The sequence below is a fragment of the Fretibacter rubidus genome, from assembly GCF_041429785.1.
GTDB classification, from domain to species: Bacteria; Pseudomonadota; Alphaproteobacteria; order Caulobacterales; family Maricaulaceae; genus Fretibacter; species Fretibacter rubidus.
On record NZ_CP163423.1, the window covers coordinates 3161226 to 3177720 of the forward strand.

The 16495-nt window shown below is 50.5% G+C and carries 13 protein-coding genes; 9 read left to right on the forward strand and 4 right to left on the reverse strand.

The annotated features are described in order from the left end of the window. Positions 1-94: 94 nt before the first annotated feature. Positions 95-433 carry a DUF6481 family protein gene (locus tag AB6B37_RS14635; protein WP_371396586.1) on the forward strand — a complete coding sequence of 113 codons (339 nt, stop codon included), beginning with the start codon at positions 95-97 and terminating at the stop codon, positions 431-433. Between the two features lie 76 nt (positions 434-509). Here the strand turns inward: AB6B37_RS14635 and AB6B37_RS14640 are convergent, their stop codons facing one another. Continuing rightward, on the reverse strand, positions 510-974 hold the full coding sequence (locus AB6B37_RS14640; RefSeq protein WP_371396587.1) for a VOC family protein: 465 nt from the start codon (positions 972-974) through the stop codon (positions 510-512). Next, a complete protein-coding gene (locus AB6B37_RS14645; protein WP_371396589.1) occupies positions 974-1459 on the reverse strand; it encodes a hypothetical protein in 486 nt (161 codons plus the stop codon). Before AB6B37_RS14645 ends, AB6B37_RS14640 begins: the two co-directional genes overlap by 1 nt. Positions 1460-1647: 188 nt before the next feature. Between AB6B37_RS14645 and AB6B37_RS14650 the strand changes: the two genes are divergently transcribed. Further along, a complete protein-coding gene (locus AB6B37_RS14650) occupies positions 1648-3732 on the forward strand; it encodes a protein-disulfide reductase DsbD family protein (protein WP_371396590.1) in 2085 nt (694 codons plus the stop codon). A gap of 59 nt (positions 3733-3791) precedes the next feature. Continuing rightward, on the forward strand, positions 3792-4421 hold the full coding sequence (locus AB6B37_RS14655) for a redoxin family protein (RefSeq protein ID WP_371396591.1): 630 nt from the start codon (positions 3792-3794) through the stop codon (positions 4419-4421). 67 nt (positions 4422-4488) lie between these two features. On the opposite strand, the gene AB6B37_RS14660 is transcribed toward AB6B37_RS14655, so the two are convergent. Then, a complete protein-coding gene (locus tag AB6B37_RS14660; RefSeq protein ID WP_371396592.1) occupies positions 4489-5403 on the reverse strand; it encodes a glycerophosphodiester phosphodiesterase family protein in 915 nt (304 codons plus the stop codon). Between the two features lie 105 nt (positions 5404-5508). On the opposite strand from AB6B37_RS14660, the gene mnmE reads away from it, so the two are divergent. From mnmE to AB6B37_RS14690, 6 genes are all read left to right on the forward strand, one after another. Then, positions 5509-6864 carry a tRNA uridine-5-carboxymethylaminomethyl(34) synthesis GTPase MnmE gene (mnmE, locus tag AB6B37_RS14665; protein ID WP_371396593.1) on the forward strand — a complete coding sequence of 452 codons (1356 nt, stop codon included), beginning with the start codon at positions 5509-5511 and terminating at the stop codon, positions 6862-6864. A gap of 198 nt (positions 6865-7062) precedes the next feature. Then, entirely contained in the window at positions 7063-8925 is a 1863-nt protein-coding gene (gene mnmG, locus AB6B37_RS14670; RefSeq protein ID WP_371396594.1) for a tRNA uridine-5-carboxymethylaminomethyl(34) synthesis enzyme MnmG, read from the forward strand. Continuing rightward, positions 8925-9602 carry a 16S rRNA (guanine(527)-N(7))-methyltransferase RsmG gene (gene rsmG / locus AB6B37_RS14675; RefSeq protein ID WP_371396595.1) on the forward strand — a complete coding sequence of 226 codons (678 nt, stop codon included), beginning with the start codon at positions 8925-8927 and terminating at the stop codon, positions 9600-9602. Before mnmG ends, rsmG begins: the two co-directional genes overlap by 1 nt. 11 nt (positions 9603-9613) lie before the next feature. Beyond that, positions 9614-10459 (forward strand): ParA family protein, encoded by an 846-nt coding sequence (locus tag AB6B37_RS14680; RefSeq protein ID WP_371396596.1) that lies wholly within the window; start codon positions 9614-9616, stop codon positions 10457-10459. Between the two features lie 44 nt (positions 10460-10503). Further along, positions 10504-11703 carry a ParB/RepB/Spo0J family partition protein gene (locus AB6B37_RS14685; protein WP_371396597.1) on the forward strand — a complete coding sequence of 400 codons (1200 nt, stop codon included), beginning with the start codon at positions 10504-10506 and terminating at the stop codon, positions 11701-11703. A 157-nt stretch (positions 11704-11860) separates the two neighbouring features. Next, positions 11861-14854 (forward strand): matrixin family metalloprotease, encoded by a 2994-nt coding sequence (locus tag AB6B37_RS14690; protein WP_371396598.1) that lies wholly within the window; start codon positions 11861-11863, stop codon positions 14852-14854. 71 nt (positions 14855-14925) lie between these two features. Here AB6B37_RS14690 and AB6B37_RS14695 read toward each other — a convergent pair whose 3' ends face one another. Beyond that, positions 14926-16338 (reverse strand): hypothetical protein, encoded by a 1413-nt coding sequence (locus AB6B37_RS14695; RefSeq protein WP_371396599.1) that lies wholly within the window; start codon positions 16336-16338, stop codon positions 14926-14928. Positions 16339-16495: the final 157 nt, after the last annotated feature.

Sequence of the window (16495 nt, forward strand, 5' to 3'; positions counted from 1 at the left end):
TCGCCTAAAAGCATAAAAAAATACCAGTCAGGCCTTTAAACACAGGCCTGTTTGTGTTTTAACGCGCCTGTATTACCACAAAGATGAGGATCACATGTCAGGGTTACCCGGCCACAGTTTTAATGACCGTTTGAAAGAACAAAAAGCCGCTAAGTTGGAAATGCTTAAGCGCGCGAAAAGTAAACAACTCAGCGAGGAAGAGCTTGCTAAAAAGCTCGCTGAACGCGCTAAAATCAACGAAGCCCGTGCTAAGCGTGAAGCTGAAAAAGAAGTCAAACGCGCGAAAGAGCGAGCTGAGAAAGAAGCGCTCGAAGCAGAGGAATTGCGCAAGAAAGAACTGGCAGCAGCGGCGAAGAAAAAAGCCCAAGAAGAACTTGTTGCCGCACAAAAAGCGCGTCGGGATGCACGTTATGCCGCCCGTAAGCGTCGCTAAGATTATATATTAATCATAGAAAAAGCCCCGCGTCGTCGGGGCTTTTTTGTGTCTCATGATGTAAAGCTTTAGCCGTTTACCAGTGACCCGTATTTGGCATAGAGGCCCACGGTTCTGCGGGGGATAGGTGTTCGCCTTTTTGTAAAAGCTCAATAGAGATGTTATCGGGACTGCGAACAAAGGCCATATGGCCGTCGCGCGGCGGCCGATTAATGCTCACACCCATATCCATCAGGCGCTGACAGACATCATAGACATTATCAACGCGGTAAGCCAGATGACCAAAATTGCGGCCTTCGTCATATCCGGCCTCGTCCCAATTATGGGTCAGCTCGATCATCGGTAGGCCTGCTGGCAATGGGCGCTCATCACCTTTTAATCCTGAGCGCGCTAAGTCATCGGGTGAGGCCAGAAAAACAAGCGTAAAGCGACCCTTTTCGCTATCTTTGCGGTTGACCTCTTTTAGGCCGAGACCGTCGCAGAAAAAATTGAGCGACGCATCAATATCACTGACGCGGATCATAGTGTGCAGATATTCCATTAGTTTAACTCTCCTGTTTCGCGCGCCATTTCATCATCAAAATTAACGGCTGCATGTTTGTGATAATGCCGCGCTGTGACATAGGCAATTAAAGCCCAGAAGGCGATGGTCAGAAACATCATCAGTAGCGCGTGAACCAAAAAACCGGGTGTGAAGGCTTCGTCGCGCCCCCCCATTTCCCACATCAAAATAGTGATACCGTTTAAGACACCCATGGCGGGCAGGGTGAAAATGGCCATAATTCCAGTCGCGACAGCAATGTGTAAATGACCCCGTGGATTGTGAAACCGTTTATAGGCGCGGACATAGCCGTCCTCAGACAGCGTTGGGCGCACCATGCCGTTCTCTTTTTTATAGTGGTAATCAGACACAGCATCCGCTGCGACAGTTTTATAACCAAAATAAGCCCGCACAGCATAGATAAGGGAGATAACAAATATCATGCCCATGACCCAATTAAGAGAGCTTGCGGCGAAACGGTCCATTAAAATATCCATTATTTTCAAATGGGACGATAAGGGACTAAGTTCAAGTCTTGATTTCGCGGTCAATCTGTCACAACCGACTGACGATGTTGTGATGGCGCGCGGTAATTGCCCCCTAGAGATATGGGCTGCATTGTTTTAACGTATATCCAGTCAATCTTTTAACCTGTTTGGATTACGGTTTTGCTATGACATTCTTGACCCGCCTTGCTGCGCTTATTTGCGCTCTAATAATCACAGCTAGCCAGCCCGTTTTTGCGGCTGAGTCTGAAAATGTTGATACAGGCAAAGTCTTGGCCCAGCTCGTCAGTAGCCACGATACCGCCTTGCCTGGTGCAACGATTGATGTGGCCCTTCGGACTGTGTTGGATGATAAATGGCATACTTATTGGCGAAACCCCGGCGATAGCGGGGAGCCCGTGCAATTGACATGGTCTTTGCCAGAGGGCGCGAGCGCGGGTGACATTGTTTGGCCCTTGCCTATGGCTATCGCGACGGGCCCGATTGTAAATTACGGTTTTGAAGGGGCACCCTTATTTCCTGTGCCGATTACCCTGCCCGAAGATGCCGTGATAGGCAGCTTTGTGACGATTGAAGCTGATGCCTATTATTTGGTTTGCTATGATATTTGTATTCCTGAACAGGCGACATTGAGCCTTGAGGTTTTTATTGGTGAGCCAGCGCTTGATGAGCGGTGGAATAATTTAATCACCCTTGCGAAAACTCGCGCACCCAAGCCAGGAAATATAAGCGGCGACATTTATCAGCAAGACAAAAACGTCCTAATTGATTTGCAAAACTTGCCGGAGGGTGATTTTCGCGAAGCTTTTTTCTTTAGCTATGACCAAGGCATTGTTCTACCCGCCGCTCCGCAAGAGCTGGATAAGACGGATACGGGCATCACCTTGGAAACAACAGGTGATTTTTGGTGGGACGCTCCCAAAAGCGAGACGCTGGACGGCGTATTGCGGTTTGAGCAAAATGGTCGTGCTGTGGGTGAAGTCGTGCGTTTAAATCTTGCCCAAGGTTTCCCCGCGCGTGTTGATAACATAAAGCCCGCCCAGCCCTTGAACATGGTCGCTTTACTGGGTGCGATGGGGGGGGCCCTCCTCGGCGGTTTAATCTTGAACCTGATGCCGTGTGTCTTTCCCGTGATATCGATTAAAGCGCTAAGCCTTACTAAGACCGCTCATGATAACCCAAAGACTGTGCGGGCTCAGGGTTGGTTTTATACGGCGGGGGTTATGGTGACCTTTATGGTTTTGACCGTCATATTGCTGATAATTAAAGCGGCAGGACAAGAGATTGGGTGGGGGTTTCAGCTTCAATCGCCGATTATCGTTGGCGCTTTGGCGTTGTTATTATTTGCGATTGGTCTGAATTTACTCGGTATATTTGAAATTGGAACGGGCCTTCAAAACGCGGGGTCTGGTGTGGCATCTATGGGCGGTGCGTCGGGCGCGTTTTTCACAGGCGCGTTGGCCGTCGTGGTGGCGACGCCTTGCACGGCGCCCTTAATGGCGGGGGCGATTGGTTATGCGCTGGCGCAAAATGCGCTTGTAACGATTGTGATTTTTGTAGCGCTCGCGATTGGCTTTGCGCTGCCGTTTTTGCTTTTGTCTTACGCACCGAAATTGTTGACTCGCCTTCCAAAACCGGGGCCGTGGATGGTACGATTTAAAGAGTTTCTGGCCTTTCCAATGTTGCTCGCCGCTGTGTGGCTTGTCTGGGTGCTAAGCTTGCAAGCGGGTGATTTGGGTGTTGGTAAAATTCTGATCGCGATGGTGCTGCTGGCCTTTGGTATCTGGGCGTTGAAAGGCTCTCGGCGTTTCACAAAGGCCGTCGCCACATTATCGATTTTTGGCGCGCTTATTGTTCCTTTCACCTTGAGCACAACAGCGACGAGTATGCCAATCGCGCAAAGCGACACTATTGAGGCATGGTCCCCTGCCCGTATTACTGAGCTAAACGCCCAAGGTAAAAATGTCTTTGTTGATTTTACGGCCGCCTGGTGTGTGACGTGTAAAGTCAATGAACGCCTTGTGCTCGACACTCAGGCGACCAAGGATCTGTTTGCTGACACTAACACCGTCAAAATGATTGCTGATTGGACCAATAAAAATGACGCAATCGCACAAGAACTCGCGCGGCACGGACGGTCGGGCGTGCCGCTATATTTGGTCTACCGTGCTGATAACAATGCTGTGAACCCGCAAATTTTACCGCAAGTGCTAAGCCAATCTGTGTTAAGAGACGCCTTGATGGGGAATTAAATCCAACGGTCGCCCCTGATGCGTAGCCTCTATAGCGACCCATTTAATCAGGAGTTTTTATGACAGTCTCTAAGTTAAAAATTATCACAACCACGGCCTTGGCCCTAAGCGTTAGCGCTTTTGCTATGCCGGCCGCCGCGAAAATTGCGACGGGTTCTACCGTCTCTGATATGCAGGTTATGGACAGCAACGGCATGACCCATAATCTGGCTGATTTTGCGGGAAAGACAGTTGTTCTCGAGTGGACCAACCACGGCTGCCCCTATGTTAAAAAGCATTATAATACGGGTAATATGCAGCAGCTTCAAAAAGATGCGACGCTTGACGGTGAAACAGTTTGGCTATCCGTGATTTCATCTGCGCCTGGCAAACAAGGCTATGTGTCTGGCACAGAGGCCAATGAGCTAACGCGTAGCCGCAACGCTGAACCCACAGCTGTTATTCTTGATCCTGAAGGCGACATGGGTAAAACCTTTAGCGCGAAAACGACCCCACATATGTATGTCATCGATCTAGCACAAACGCTTGTCTATCAAGGCGCAATTGACGACAACCGCAGTGCAAGCGAAGCGTCTGTTGAAGGTGCGCGCAATTATGTCCGCGAAGCGTTAACAGCGGTAAAGGCGGGTGAAGCTGTCGAAATGGCAGAGACGAAGGCTTACGGTTGTAACGTAAAATACAAAAGCTAGTTACAAAAGGCTTATCAAGTTTATTGCCGCAGGATCGTTTATTCGGCCCTGCGGTTTTTTATTGCCTTTATCCGTCTGTCTTGTGGGCTAAGCAAGATTCGTACGCCGCTTGGCTTTGGGGTGTCAGCCCAATGATACCCGGATAATCCCCTTCGGCTTTATCAGACAGAGCGTAGCTACTGACAACGACGCTGGCTGTTTTGGCATATTTTGGCAGGTCACGACGCCCCATCGCCAAAACGGGGAAGCCTTTGCTATTGAGCATGGTCTCAATCGCGAGATCATCGGACACAGTCCCGACCCATCCTGCGATATTTTCACGCTTAACGCCGCGCGCAATAAGGTCTGCCACATCATCATTTTCGCGGATCGACGCTGATATCATCATTTCCGGTGCGAGGCTGGCGAGCTTTTGCGCTTGGTCGGCTGTATAGGCGATGAGGATAACGTGTTCTGCCATATCTGCGGCCCGCACGGCATCAATCACGGTCTCGTATTTTGCGCTACTTTTGAAATCAAGCTCTAGGTAGAGACGGCCTTTGGCAAATTCCAAGACCTCATCAAGACGCCCTGGCACCATAGAGGTGAGCTTACCTTGGTTATCACGGAGCAAATATGTTGACGCTTCGTCCCATGTGCTGGCGGCCACGGCACCTGTGCCTGTTGTATCCTCTTCCCAAACACCGTCATGAAACAAAATATGGACGCCCTCTTTTAAACCTGCGACGTCCATTTCAACCATCATAATGCCGCCTTCATACAGAGCCTTGATGCTGGGGAGGGCGTTCTCGGCCATATTCATGTCTTTAGAGGTCGCGCGGTGGGCCGCAATGACGGCAGAATCGCTCGGAAGGCAAGCAAAAAACGTGCTCAGAGGTGGCAGAGACTGTGCAGGAGCCTCACTTTTTTTCGTTTGCTCGACCTGACAGCCCATAAATAGGGGTAGAAAAGCAGATAAAAGGGCAATTTTACGATATGACATCTGATACTTCCTCATTTCAAAGCCGCGTGTTATGGCGCAAGCCTCGGGTTTATGCGGTTTAACGCCATCATCTGCCGTATAAACGGCTCTTTGCCAAGGTCATATATGTCAAACATATCGTCACACCAAAACTCTGATGGAGTGGATACAATCTTTGCGCTGGCAACGGCGGCCGGTCGCGCGGGTGTGGCCGTGTTTCGAGTGAGTGGGCCCAAGGCGGTGGATGTAGCATGCCATATGACCGACATAGAGGTGCCAAAGCCGCGCCATGCAGCCTACCGCACCTTTTACTCGCAACACAGCGAAGCCATTGATGACGGCCTTCTTATCATTATGCCGGGCCCCGCGAGCTTTACCGGTGAAAATTGTGTTGAATTTCAAACACATGGCAGCCCTGCCGTGGTCGAGGCGATGGCCAAAGCCATAATGCAGGCGGGAGCGCGACAAGCGGAGGCGGGTGAGTTTACACGGCGTGCGTTTCAAAATGGACGCATGGATTTGACTGAGGCCGAGGGCCTTGCAGACCTGATCGATGCAGAGTCAGACGCGCAACGAAAACAAGCGCTTCGACAGATGCAAGGGGGGTTGAAAACCCGTTATGCAGGCTGGAAAGACGCCGTGTTAGATGCGCTCGCCCAGATTGAAGGCGAGATCGATTTCCCCGATGAGGCCGACATTCCTGATGATTTGGCCCATAATGCAGATGCGCCTTTGACGGCGCTGATTGAGGATATGGATAAGGCGCTGGATAATGCCGCGATTGGAGAGCGCGTGAGAGAGGGGCTAACGATTGCGATTGTTGGTGCGCCTAATGCTGGTAAATCGAGTGTAATCAATAGGTTAGCAGGACGTGATGCGGCTATTGTCACGGATCAGGCTGGCACAACGCGCGATATTATTGATGTGCATATGAATATTGCAGGCTTTGCCGTGCGCCTGTCTGATACGGCGGGACTGCGAGAGAGCGGTGACGCTATAGAAGCTGAAGGTATCCGTCGTGCGGTGGAGCGCGCAAAGGAAAGCGATATTCGCATTTTAGTACATGATAGCACAGAGGCGGACTTTGACCCGCAAAGCCTCGATTTGCTTGAGGATGAGGATATTGTTCTCTTTAATAAATCTGACCTTAATCGACCTAAGTCATTGAGTTCATTTAATAATTTTGATGTCAGTGCTATTACGGGTCAAGGATTTGAAGTGTTTCAACTGGCGCTTGATGATATTGTAAAAAGGCGCTTTAGCCCCGCCTCAGAGGCAGGCTTAACGCGGGCGCGACATCGCGATTGCGTGTCGCGGGCGCGCGCTTCATTGGCGGCGGCGCGTAAAGCGCTTAAATTCGCACCAGAGCTTGCGGGTGATGATTTGCGGTCCGCTTTGCAGGCCCTGAAAGAATTGGCGGGCGAAACGGACATTGAGGCTGTTTTTGACAGAATATTTTCCCGATTTTGTGTTGGAAAATAGAAACTCATGCCCCAATGCATAATGTTCCACGTGAAACATTGTGGGGTCAGTCGGCGTTAAATCGTTTTCAAGTCAGGATGTTTCACGTGAAACAGTGATTGCCGTGTGGGGCTGCCGTCGCTGTCGCAATATCTCGACAGCCTTGATGCTATCGTCTATAGGCGGGCGAGTTTAGCAATGTAGTTGATGGAGTGAGCCATGTCCCAAAGTTGGGATGTTATTGTCATTGGTGGTGGGCATGCTGGTTGCGATGCGGCGGCGGCCTCTGCGCGCGTTGGCGCGAGGACCCTTCTTTTGACCCACAAGACAGACACGATTGGCGAGATGTCCTGTAACCCTGCGATTGGGGGTTTGGGTAAAGGCCATTTGGTCAGAGAGATTGACGCGCTTGACGGATTGATGGGGCGTGTATCCGATGTATCAGGCATTCAATTTCGTCTGCTTAACCGGTCCAAAGGCCCGGCCGTACGCGGTCCCCGCACGCAAAGTGACCGCTGGCTTTATAAGCAGGCAATGCAGGAACATATCTTCAACTATCCAAATTTGACGGTGCTGGCTAACGCCGTTGAAGATTTGATTCTCAAAGACGGTAAAGTTGTCGGTGTAGAGACAGCCAGTGGTGAGGTTTACAAGACTGAACGGGTGGTCCTGACAACGGGGACGTTCCTGAAAGGTGTTATTCATATTGGTGATGAGCGAACGCCCGCTGGTCGGCACGGTGAAGCGCCAGCCATTGGGCTGTCTGATCGCCTTTACGGGCTTGGCTTTGATATGGGGCGCCTCAAGACAGGCACCCCTGCCCGTTTGAGAAAAAGCTCTATCGATTGGGATGCCTTAGAACAGCAAGAAGCTGACGCGCAGCCCGTGCCATTTTCCTTTATGACGGATAGCATCAAGGTCCCGCAGATTAGCTGTGGTATTACCCACACGAATGCCGAGACCCACGCTGTTATTGAGCAGAATATCAAGCAAAGCGCGGTTTACAGCGGCTCTATTTCTGGCCGTGGGCCGCGCTATTGTCCGTCCATTGAGGATAAAGTCGTCCGCTTTGCAGACCGCAACAAGCACCAAATATTTCTTGAACCCGAAGGCCTGCCAGATAATCCTGATTGGGATGTGATTTATCCCAACGGGATTTCAACGTCCCTGCCCCGCCCTGTGCAAGACGCCTTTCTGCGCACAATTGCCGGGTTAGAAAGCTGTGAGGTTCTGCGCTATGGCTACGCTATTGAATATGACTATGTTGACCCGCGCGATTTGCGCGCGACGCTAGAGACAAAGCGCTTGCCGGGCCTATATTTGGCGGGACAGATCAACGGTACGACGGGCTATGAAGAGGCGGCGGCGCAAGGCGTCATCGCGGGCTTTAATGCGGCTCTGGCGGCGGCTGGGTCTTCGCCCTTTATCCTCGACCGCTCCCAGGCCTATATGGGCGTGATGATTGATGATTTGATCACCAAAGGCGTTACAGAGCCTTACCGCATGTTCACAAGTCGCGCGGAATACAGACTTTTGTTGCGGGCTGATAATGCGGATCAGCGCTTAACGCCATTAGGCGACGCCATTGGTGCGATTAGTTCCGTTCGAAAAGTGGCCTTTACAGATAAAATGGCCACAATCGCAAAGGCCGAAGCCGACGCGTCCCTTCTGGTGAAAACGCCAAATGAGCTGCACAAATTTGGCCTTAAGATAAATAATGATGGTGTGCGGCGGTCTGTTATGGACCTGCTGGCTTATCCCGATATTGATTTTGATGACATCATACGTGTCTGGCCCGCGCTATCTGCCCTGCCCCATTATGCTCGCGAGCATTTAGAGACAGAAGCCCTTTATAGCGGGTATATTGAGCGCCAAGCTCGCGATATTGCAGCGTTTAGGCGGGATGAAGGTCTGCGCCTGCCAGAGGGCCTTGATTATAGCGCCATTGGCGGCATTTCGAATGAGGTCCGCGATAAGCTGGTTGCGACCAAACCTGCGACTTTGGGCCAAGCCGCGCGTATTGAAGGCGTGACGCCAGGCGCGTTGACGGCTGTCTTGGCCTATGTGCGAAGGGCAGGGTAATGAGCGAGGCAGCAAACAATTTTGATCCTTTGGCCTATACGGCACAGGATTTCGCCAATGAGCTTGATGTTTCACGTGAAACATATGAAGCATTTGCGGCCTGGGAAGCATTATTGGTGAAATGGAACCGCACGATTAATCTGGTCTCACCGTCGGCGCTTAGTGGCTTTTGGCTCCGTCATGCCTTAGATAGCTGGCAGGTCGCGGCGCTTTTGCCATCTGCCGAGGATGCGCCAAATGTAAGCTGTCTCGACCTTGGCTCTGGGGCCGGGTTTCCGGGGCTTGCTGTTGCCATTGCCTGTAAGGCGCGCGGGGCCGGGCAGGTGACCTTGGTTGAAAGTGCGGGCAAGAAGGCGAATTTCCTGCGCACTGTTATTCGTGAGCTTGACCTTCCTGCAACAGTTTGGGCCGATAGAGCCGAGAAACTTACGCCTAAACCTTATGATATTATCACCGCGCGGGCCTTTGCGCGCATGCCGAGACTTTTGACTTATGCACAACCCTTTTGGGGCAAGGGGACAAAAGCGGTGCTTTTAAAGGGTCAAAACATGCAGGCGGAATTGACCGAAGCGCAAAAATGCTGGAGTTTTGAGCATGATAACCGACAAAGCCGCAGTGATCCGCAGGGCGCGGTTGTTGTGATAACGGGCCTAAAGGCGACGAGACCTGCGCGCTAATGGGTGAATAAATGACACGCTTAGAGACGGCCCTGAACGATATGAAAACACCACACACAATCGCGATCGTTAATCAAAAGGGCGGTGTTGGCAAAACGACGACGACGATTAATTTAGCTGCGGCTCTTTCTATGCGCGGTAAAAAAGTGCTGCTTGTGGATATTGACCCGCAGGGTAATGCGTCAACAGGCTTGGGTATTCCGCGTGCTGGCCGCGAAAGCTCTATTTACGATATATTGGTCGATGGTGCGAATTTGATGGATGTCGCGATTAAAACCGATGTGCCAGGATTAATGCTTGTGCCCTCTGATATAGATTTGGCGGCAGCTGAATTGGAAATTGGTAATGCTGCAGGACGCACAACACGTTTGCGCGAAGCATTGACACAAGCGCAGACAGGGGAAGGGACGGCGACCGATACAGGGCGCTGGGACTATATATTGATCGATTGCCCCCCTTCGCTAAGCATACTGACAGTGAACGCTTTGGCTGCATCGGATAGTGTTATTGTGCCGCTGCAATGCGAGTTTTATGCGCTGGAGGGGTTGTCGCAACTCTTGCAAACCGTGGAAATGGCGAAGGCCAATATTAATCCCAATCTCATTATTGAAGGTGTTATGCTGACGATGTTTGATGGCCGTAACCGTTTGTCGGGACAAGTCGCAGCGGATGTGCGTAAACATTTGGGTCGTGCGGTCTTTGATACGGTTATACCGCGCAATGTCCGCATTGCTGAGGCCCCGTCCTTTGCCAAACCCGTTATGATGTATGATCCCGATTGTGCGGGGTCGCTGGCCTATATGGCGTTGGCTGATGAATTACTGGCGCGCCATTCTAGGCGTAAATCGGCGCATTGATTTAGGGTCGCAGTGACCGTTTAACCCTAACTATAGAGGTTCTTATGACTCAGAAAAAAACACCCAAAAAAGTCGCGTCTAAAAAATCATCTGCAAATCAGAAAAAATCTGCTAACGTTTCGTCGGGCGCCAAAACGACAGAAGCCACAACTGCTGAAGTCAAGACGGCAGGGCAAGGGGATAAGACTGTGTTTGGTAAAAAGGATCGGGGATTGGGACGTGGATTATCAGCCTTAATGGCGGATGTTAATTTGTTAGTGCCAGAAGCTGACCAAAAGACAGATGAAAAAAAGACGTCGGACGTTGGTCCGGAAAACAACTCAGTCGCTGATAATAAAGTCGACAGCCCTTTAACAGCGCAGACTGATGCGGCTTTGGCACAGACAGAACGACAGAAAATATCACGTGGTATTAGTGTTGTTGCAATTGACCAATTAGTGCGCAACCCCGATCAACCGCGCAAATATTTTGATACGACGGCTTTGGCTGAGCTAACGGCATCAATTAAAGACAAGGGCGTCTTACAGCCGATTTTGGTACGGCCTATTCCTGACCGCGCGCGGATCGAGACCAAGGGCGCTTCACCGTCCAAGGCGCTTTACCAAATTGTTGCAGGCGAACGCCGTTGGCAGGCGTCTTTAAAAGCTGGGCTTTCCTCTTTGCCGGCCTTGGTGCGGGATTTATCAGACCAAGAAGTTCTTGAGATTGGTGTCATTGAAAATGTTCAACGCGCAGATTTAAATCCGATGGAGGAGGCCCAAGCTTACCGGGCTCTTATTGATCAATTTGGCCGCACCCAACAAGACGTCTCTGACGCGATCGGGAAAAGCCGCCCGCATATCGCTAATATGTTGCGGCTTTTGACATTGCCTGCGCGCGCGCAAGAGGCCTTAAAAACCGGGGAGATTTCAACGGGTCACGCTCGGGCCATAGTGGCCGCACCCGACCCAGACGCTTTGGTAGAGCATATCATTGAAAAGCGCCTATCCGTACGTGACGCAGAGGATTGGGTGCGGCGTTTGAAAAAACAGGCTGCTAAAGCCGATGAGCAAGCTTTGGGATCCGTCGCTCCGCCGTCACGTAGTGAGAAATCGCCTGACATTCGCGCCGTAGAGGCTGAACTTCGTGACGCTTTGGGATTAGTCGTTGATTTGCGGCACAGCGGCCCCAACGGTGAATTACGCTTAAAGTACCGTACAGATGACCAATTAGCTGAACTTTTGACCCGTTTAAAGCGGGGCTAGACCCTTACAAACGCGTAATTTACTCTGAAATATGGGTCATTTACGCGCATTTTACAGCCCATCATGAAACTGTGATTGGATTTTTCAATCAGAGTGTGTATCGGTGGAGCAAAGGTTTATTGTGGTAAACCGACATATTACAAAAATAGGGATGACTATGCTTGATTATTACAATGGATTTTTGGGACCTCAAGGCGATGAAGACCGGGGTAATCATAGTGATACAGATGCGGCTGCGGGCTGTTGCGGGTGCACAGGTTGTAATAGTGACAAGCTAGCGCTGCTTGATCCTGATGGAACTGGAATTCTTATTCCACGTGAATATTTAGACGGCGATGCGGATGGCCTTTACGTGATGGACACACCGTCTGATGGGCCTGGCGTTATCACAGCCCCTGTCCTGGGTGGTTTTGGCAATGGCGGCACGTTTTCTACGGCGCCTGGCACGTCGGCTGTCTTTATGGACGGTGATGTTGCTGGTGATACGACGACGACCGCTACCATTGACGTGAACGGTTCAGTGTCATCAAGCATCGAGTTTACAGACCCGCAAAATCCAGAACAAGATTGGTTCGCGATAGAACTTGAAGCTGGCGTTACTTATACATTCTTCCAAATTCGTGACGGCGACCAACCGCTAACCGACCCTTGGCTCTATCTATATGATGGTACTGGCGTAGAGCTGGCCAATAATGATGATATTTTGGATGCAGAGGGCGAATTTGTATCGCAATTATCGCGTATTATGTTCACAGCTGACGCATCAGGCACATATTATCTTGGGGCCTCAGCCTTCGGTGCAGGATTTGGTGACTACACAGTTTATGCCAATGAAGGCAATTTCCGTCCTGATGTATCGCTCGACACGTTCGCAAATTTCCTAACGGATGGTTTTGGTCGTCGCGCCGCATGGGGCGTTGACACAATTATTTATAATACAAGTGCTCTCTCTGCTGAAGGCGCGGCTTTTGCTGTGGCAGCAATGCAGTTATGGGCTGAAGTCACGCCCTTAAACTTTGTTGAAGTTCAGGACGGCCAGGTTGCCAATCTCACCTTTATTAATGACGAAGAAGGGGCTTTTGCCCGCACATCTTCTGGTAATGGGGTTATCACGTCATCCACTGTCAATATTTCAACAGACTGGCTAGAGACTTACGGGACAGAGTTTAACAGCTATTCTTTCCAAACATACATCCACGAAGTTGGCCATGCACTGGGTCTTGGTCACGGTGGGCCTTATAACGGCTCGGCAGATTACGGCATTGATAATATCTTTGCCAATGACCTTTGGAACTACTCGGTCATGTCATATAATGACCAAGGTGAGGGCGAAGGAAATAACTTTGGTACGCCGCGTCTGGTCCTCGGCCTTAACATGGTTGATATTCTTGCCATTCAAGATCTTTACGGTGTGAATGAAAACGGCACGCGTGAGGGCGCGACTGTTTACGGATTTAATTCAACCGTCGGCGGTGCGTATGATTTCCAAGCCTTCTTTGACCAAGGTATTCGTCCACCTTCTGTGGCGATTTACGACACGGGCGGCGAAGACATTCTGGATCTGCGTAACTTTACATCAGACCAAGTTATTTCATTGCTCCCCGGTTCGTTCTCATCGATTGGTGATAACACTAATCTAAATGACGGCACGCCGCTTTATGATTTGCTGTCTATTGACCGCAACACGATTATTGAATTTGCGATTGGCGGTTTTGGTAATGACAATATTATCGGCAATGATGCGAATAACACGCTTGCGGGTCGCGAAGGAAATGACGCCATTCTCGGTAATGGTGGTGATGATACCATCTTTACCGATGACGGCGATGATGTTGTGTCTGGCGGTGACGGCAATGATACAATCATTGGTGACGCGGGTAACGATATTCTGTCAGGTGACGGCGGCGATGATATTCTGAACGGCGGCGACGGTGATGACAATGTCAACGGCAATGACGGTAATGATCAGCTAACGGGCGGCGATGGTAATGACAGCGTCAACGGCGGTGAAGGCAATGATGAAGTCTTCGGTGGCCTTGGCAATGACACGGTCTCTGGCAATAATGGCGACGATATTGTTGCGGGCCAGCAAGGCAATGACACCATTAACGGCGATGCTGGTAATGATCAACTTGGCGGTGACGAGGGTGATGATATCCTTAATGGCGGCGACGGTGATGACGGCCTAAATGGCGGTATCGGTAATGATACGCTAAACGGCGAAGGCGGATCTGACTCTATCTTCGGCGGTGACGGCAATGACCGTATCCTCGGGGGCGACGGCAAAGACTTTGTCTACGGCGAAGACGGCGATGACGACGTCATTGGTGGTGCTGGTAACGACCTTGTCTTTGGCGGTGCTGGTAATGACACTGTTGTTGGCGGTACGGGTGGCGATCAGCTATTTGGCGGCGAAGGTAACGATATCCTATCCGGCGAAGAAGAACGCGACGTTCTTAACGGTAACGAAGGCGATGACCGGGCCTTTGGTGGCGATGGTAATGATGATGTCTACGGCGGCGACGGCAATGATATTGTCTCAGGCGATGCTGGCGATGACCTTATTGACGGCGGCGCAGGTAACGATTTGATTGTTGGCGGCACGGGCACAAATACAATTATCACAGGCTCTGGCATTGATACGCTGATTACTGATACGTCGGGTATGACAGATACGGTGACAGATTTTGATGTCGCCAGTGACATCATCCGCGTGCGCAACGATGCAGCCTTTGATAGCTTTGCCGAAATGCAGTCCATTATCGCGCAATCTGGAGCCAACACAGTGATCACCTTCACCAGTGGTGCGACCATCACACTTGAAGGCGTTACAGCAAGCAGCCTCACAGCGTCCAATTTCGAATTTGTTGTCACGGGCGGTCAAGACAAAGCCGATGTTAGCGAGGCGTCAAATACGACGCTGGATGACGTTATAGCGCCCGATAGCTTTGATTTTGATACAGATGAAACCGCCGTGGCCAGTGATGAGGTCCTTTATGACGCGGCAACTTTTGGTATCTTGGATACAGGCGTTGATACCGTGACATTTGAAGAAAAAGTTTCGCTCTTTATGGCTGACAACCCATTCTTTGATGGCCCGATGGATGAAGCCATGGCGTCAATCGATCTGTTTGATTTCACAGCAATTTAACGTCACCTATAATGACGAACAAACCGGGCTTAGGCCCGGTTTATTTTTGCCTGCCGTTTACAGTCAATCATCTAGCGGTCGTCGGTAATCCGCGGCGCTATTTGTGGCTCTGGCAGAGCCTTGGTAGGTGACGGCGCACCGCGTAGCTTATTAATAACCCCGCGCAAACCCCGTGTCATGCGCCAACTGCTGGAACTAAGCACAGCGTGCAGGTTTTCCTGAACCGCATGTAGCTCGTGATAAGCCGCTGATAAGGCCGCCTCTTTATCAGATACGGTTTTTTCCAAATCTGAAATAACGGCATCAAACTCATTTTGCATAAAGGCGCGCTCAGATTGGAGCGTGTTAATTTGAGTTTCATGCTCTGATTTTTGCGTGTCGAATTGGGCTTGAAACTCTGATTTTTGTCTATCAATTTGAGCTGTCATGTCTGTGCGCATTGCTTGAAATTTTGCTTCCGCTACGTCTTTTTCTTTATGGTAGCGCGCTTCAAATTCATCGCTGAGGGTTTTTATCTGTTGGTCCGTCTTGATTTTTTCCATCGCCCAAGCCGCCTCATGCTCTTTGGCAAGTTTGACTAAGGCATCGCCACTGTCTGCCAAGTCGTTATCTTTTTTCGCCAATTTCTCCGTGAAATCGTGCTGAATGAGCCGTATCATATCAATCGCAGGATAATAGGCTGACCGTATGCGGTCCAATGTCGCCAAAGTGGTCTTGGATTTTGGTGTTGTTGTCAGGACTAAAAAGGCTTGATAACACTCTGCTATCCATGTCTTCGCAATCGGGTGCTGATTGACATCGTCAAGCTTAGCGGCGGCTCTTTTTAGGTCCGGATTGACGAAATCTATAATCTGTTTTTCGACAGCCTTTACTGTATGGGGCGTGTTAAAAGGCATGTCCTTAACTAAGTGCTTTGTTTCCTTAATGGGGTCGTCCAGAAAATCAGCGTAATCGACAAAGCTCCGCGATACATTACGGCTGTCATGCTCGGCTTCCAACATATGGGTGAGCCATAAAAACAGCGCAGACTGCTCATCCATACCGTCACGCGACTTAAGCGATTTCATCACTTCTAATGGATTGCGGCTAGGGATAATGACGTGCACTTTTGCCCCAACAGACGCAATTGCGTCTAGATATAGGGACGTAAACCGACAAATGCGCGGTTCTTTAATCGCGACGGTCTCTGACGCGCCGTACTCCGCCTCAATCATATCCGCCATAGCGTCGATTAACGCCTTTCTCTTCCGCGTTCCAATGGCGTCTTTTAAGGTCCGGAAATCGCGCCAATCAGACCCAAGCTCTGTGAGCATGGCGTCATGGGCATCAATTATTTTTTGGCTTTCCCAATGGCCGCGCGCATTGCCTTCATTCGCCCCCAGCAATGTCTTAGGCAGGCTCGCCCCCAACAAGTTCATAACCCGCGTCAGGGCCGATGTGCCGCTACGGTGCATACCCAAAATTAGAATGACGTTTTTAATCATAATTTTGCTTAACCCATTGCGCCCTGAATATATAGGCTGTTTTTATCGGGGACCCTTGAAAATAGCGTCCTTATCAGCAGCGCTCACCGCGTCTAAATCATTGACTTTGGGCGCAATATACGGTGTTTTGCGTCGTCATTTCATCGGTCACCTACGG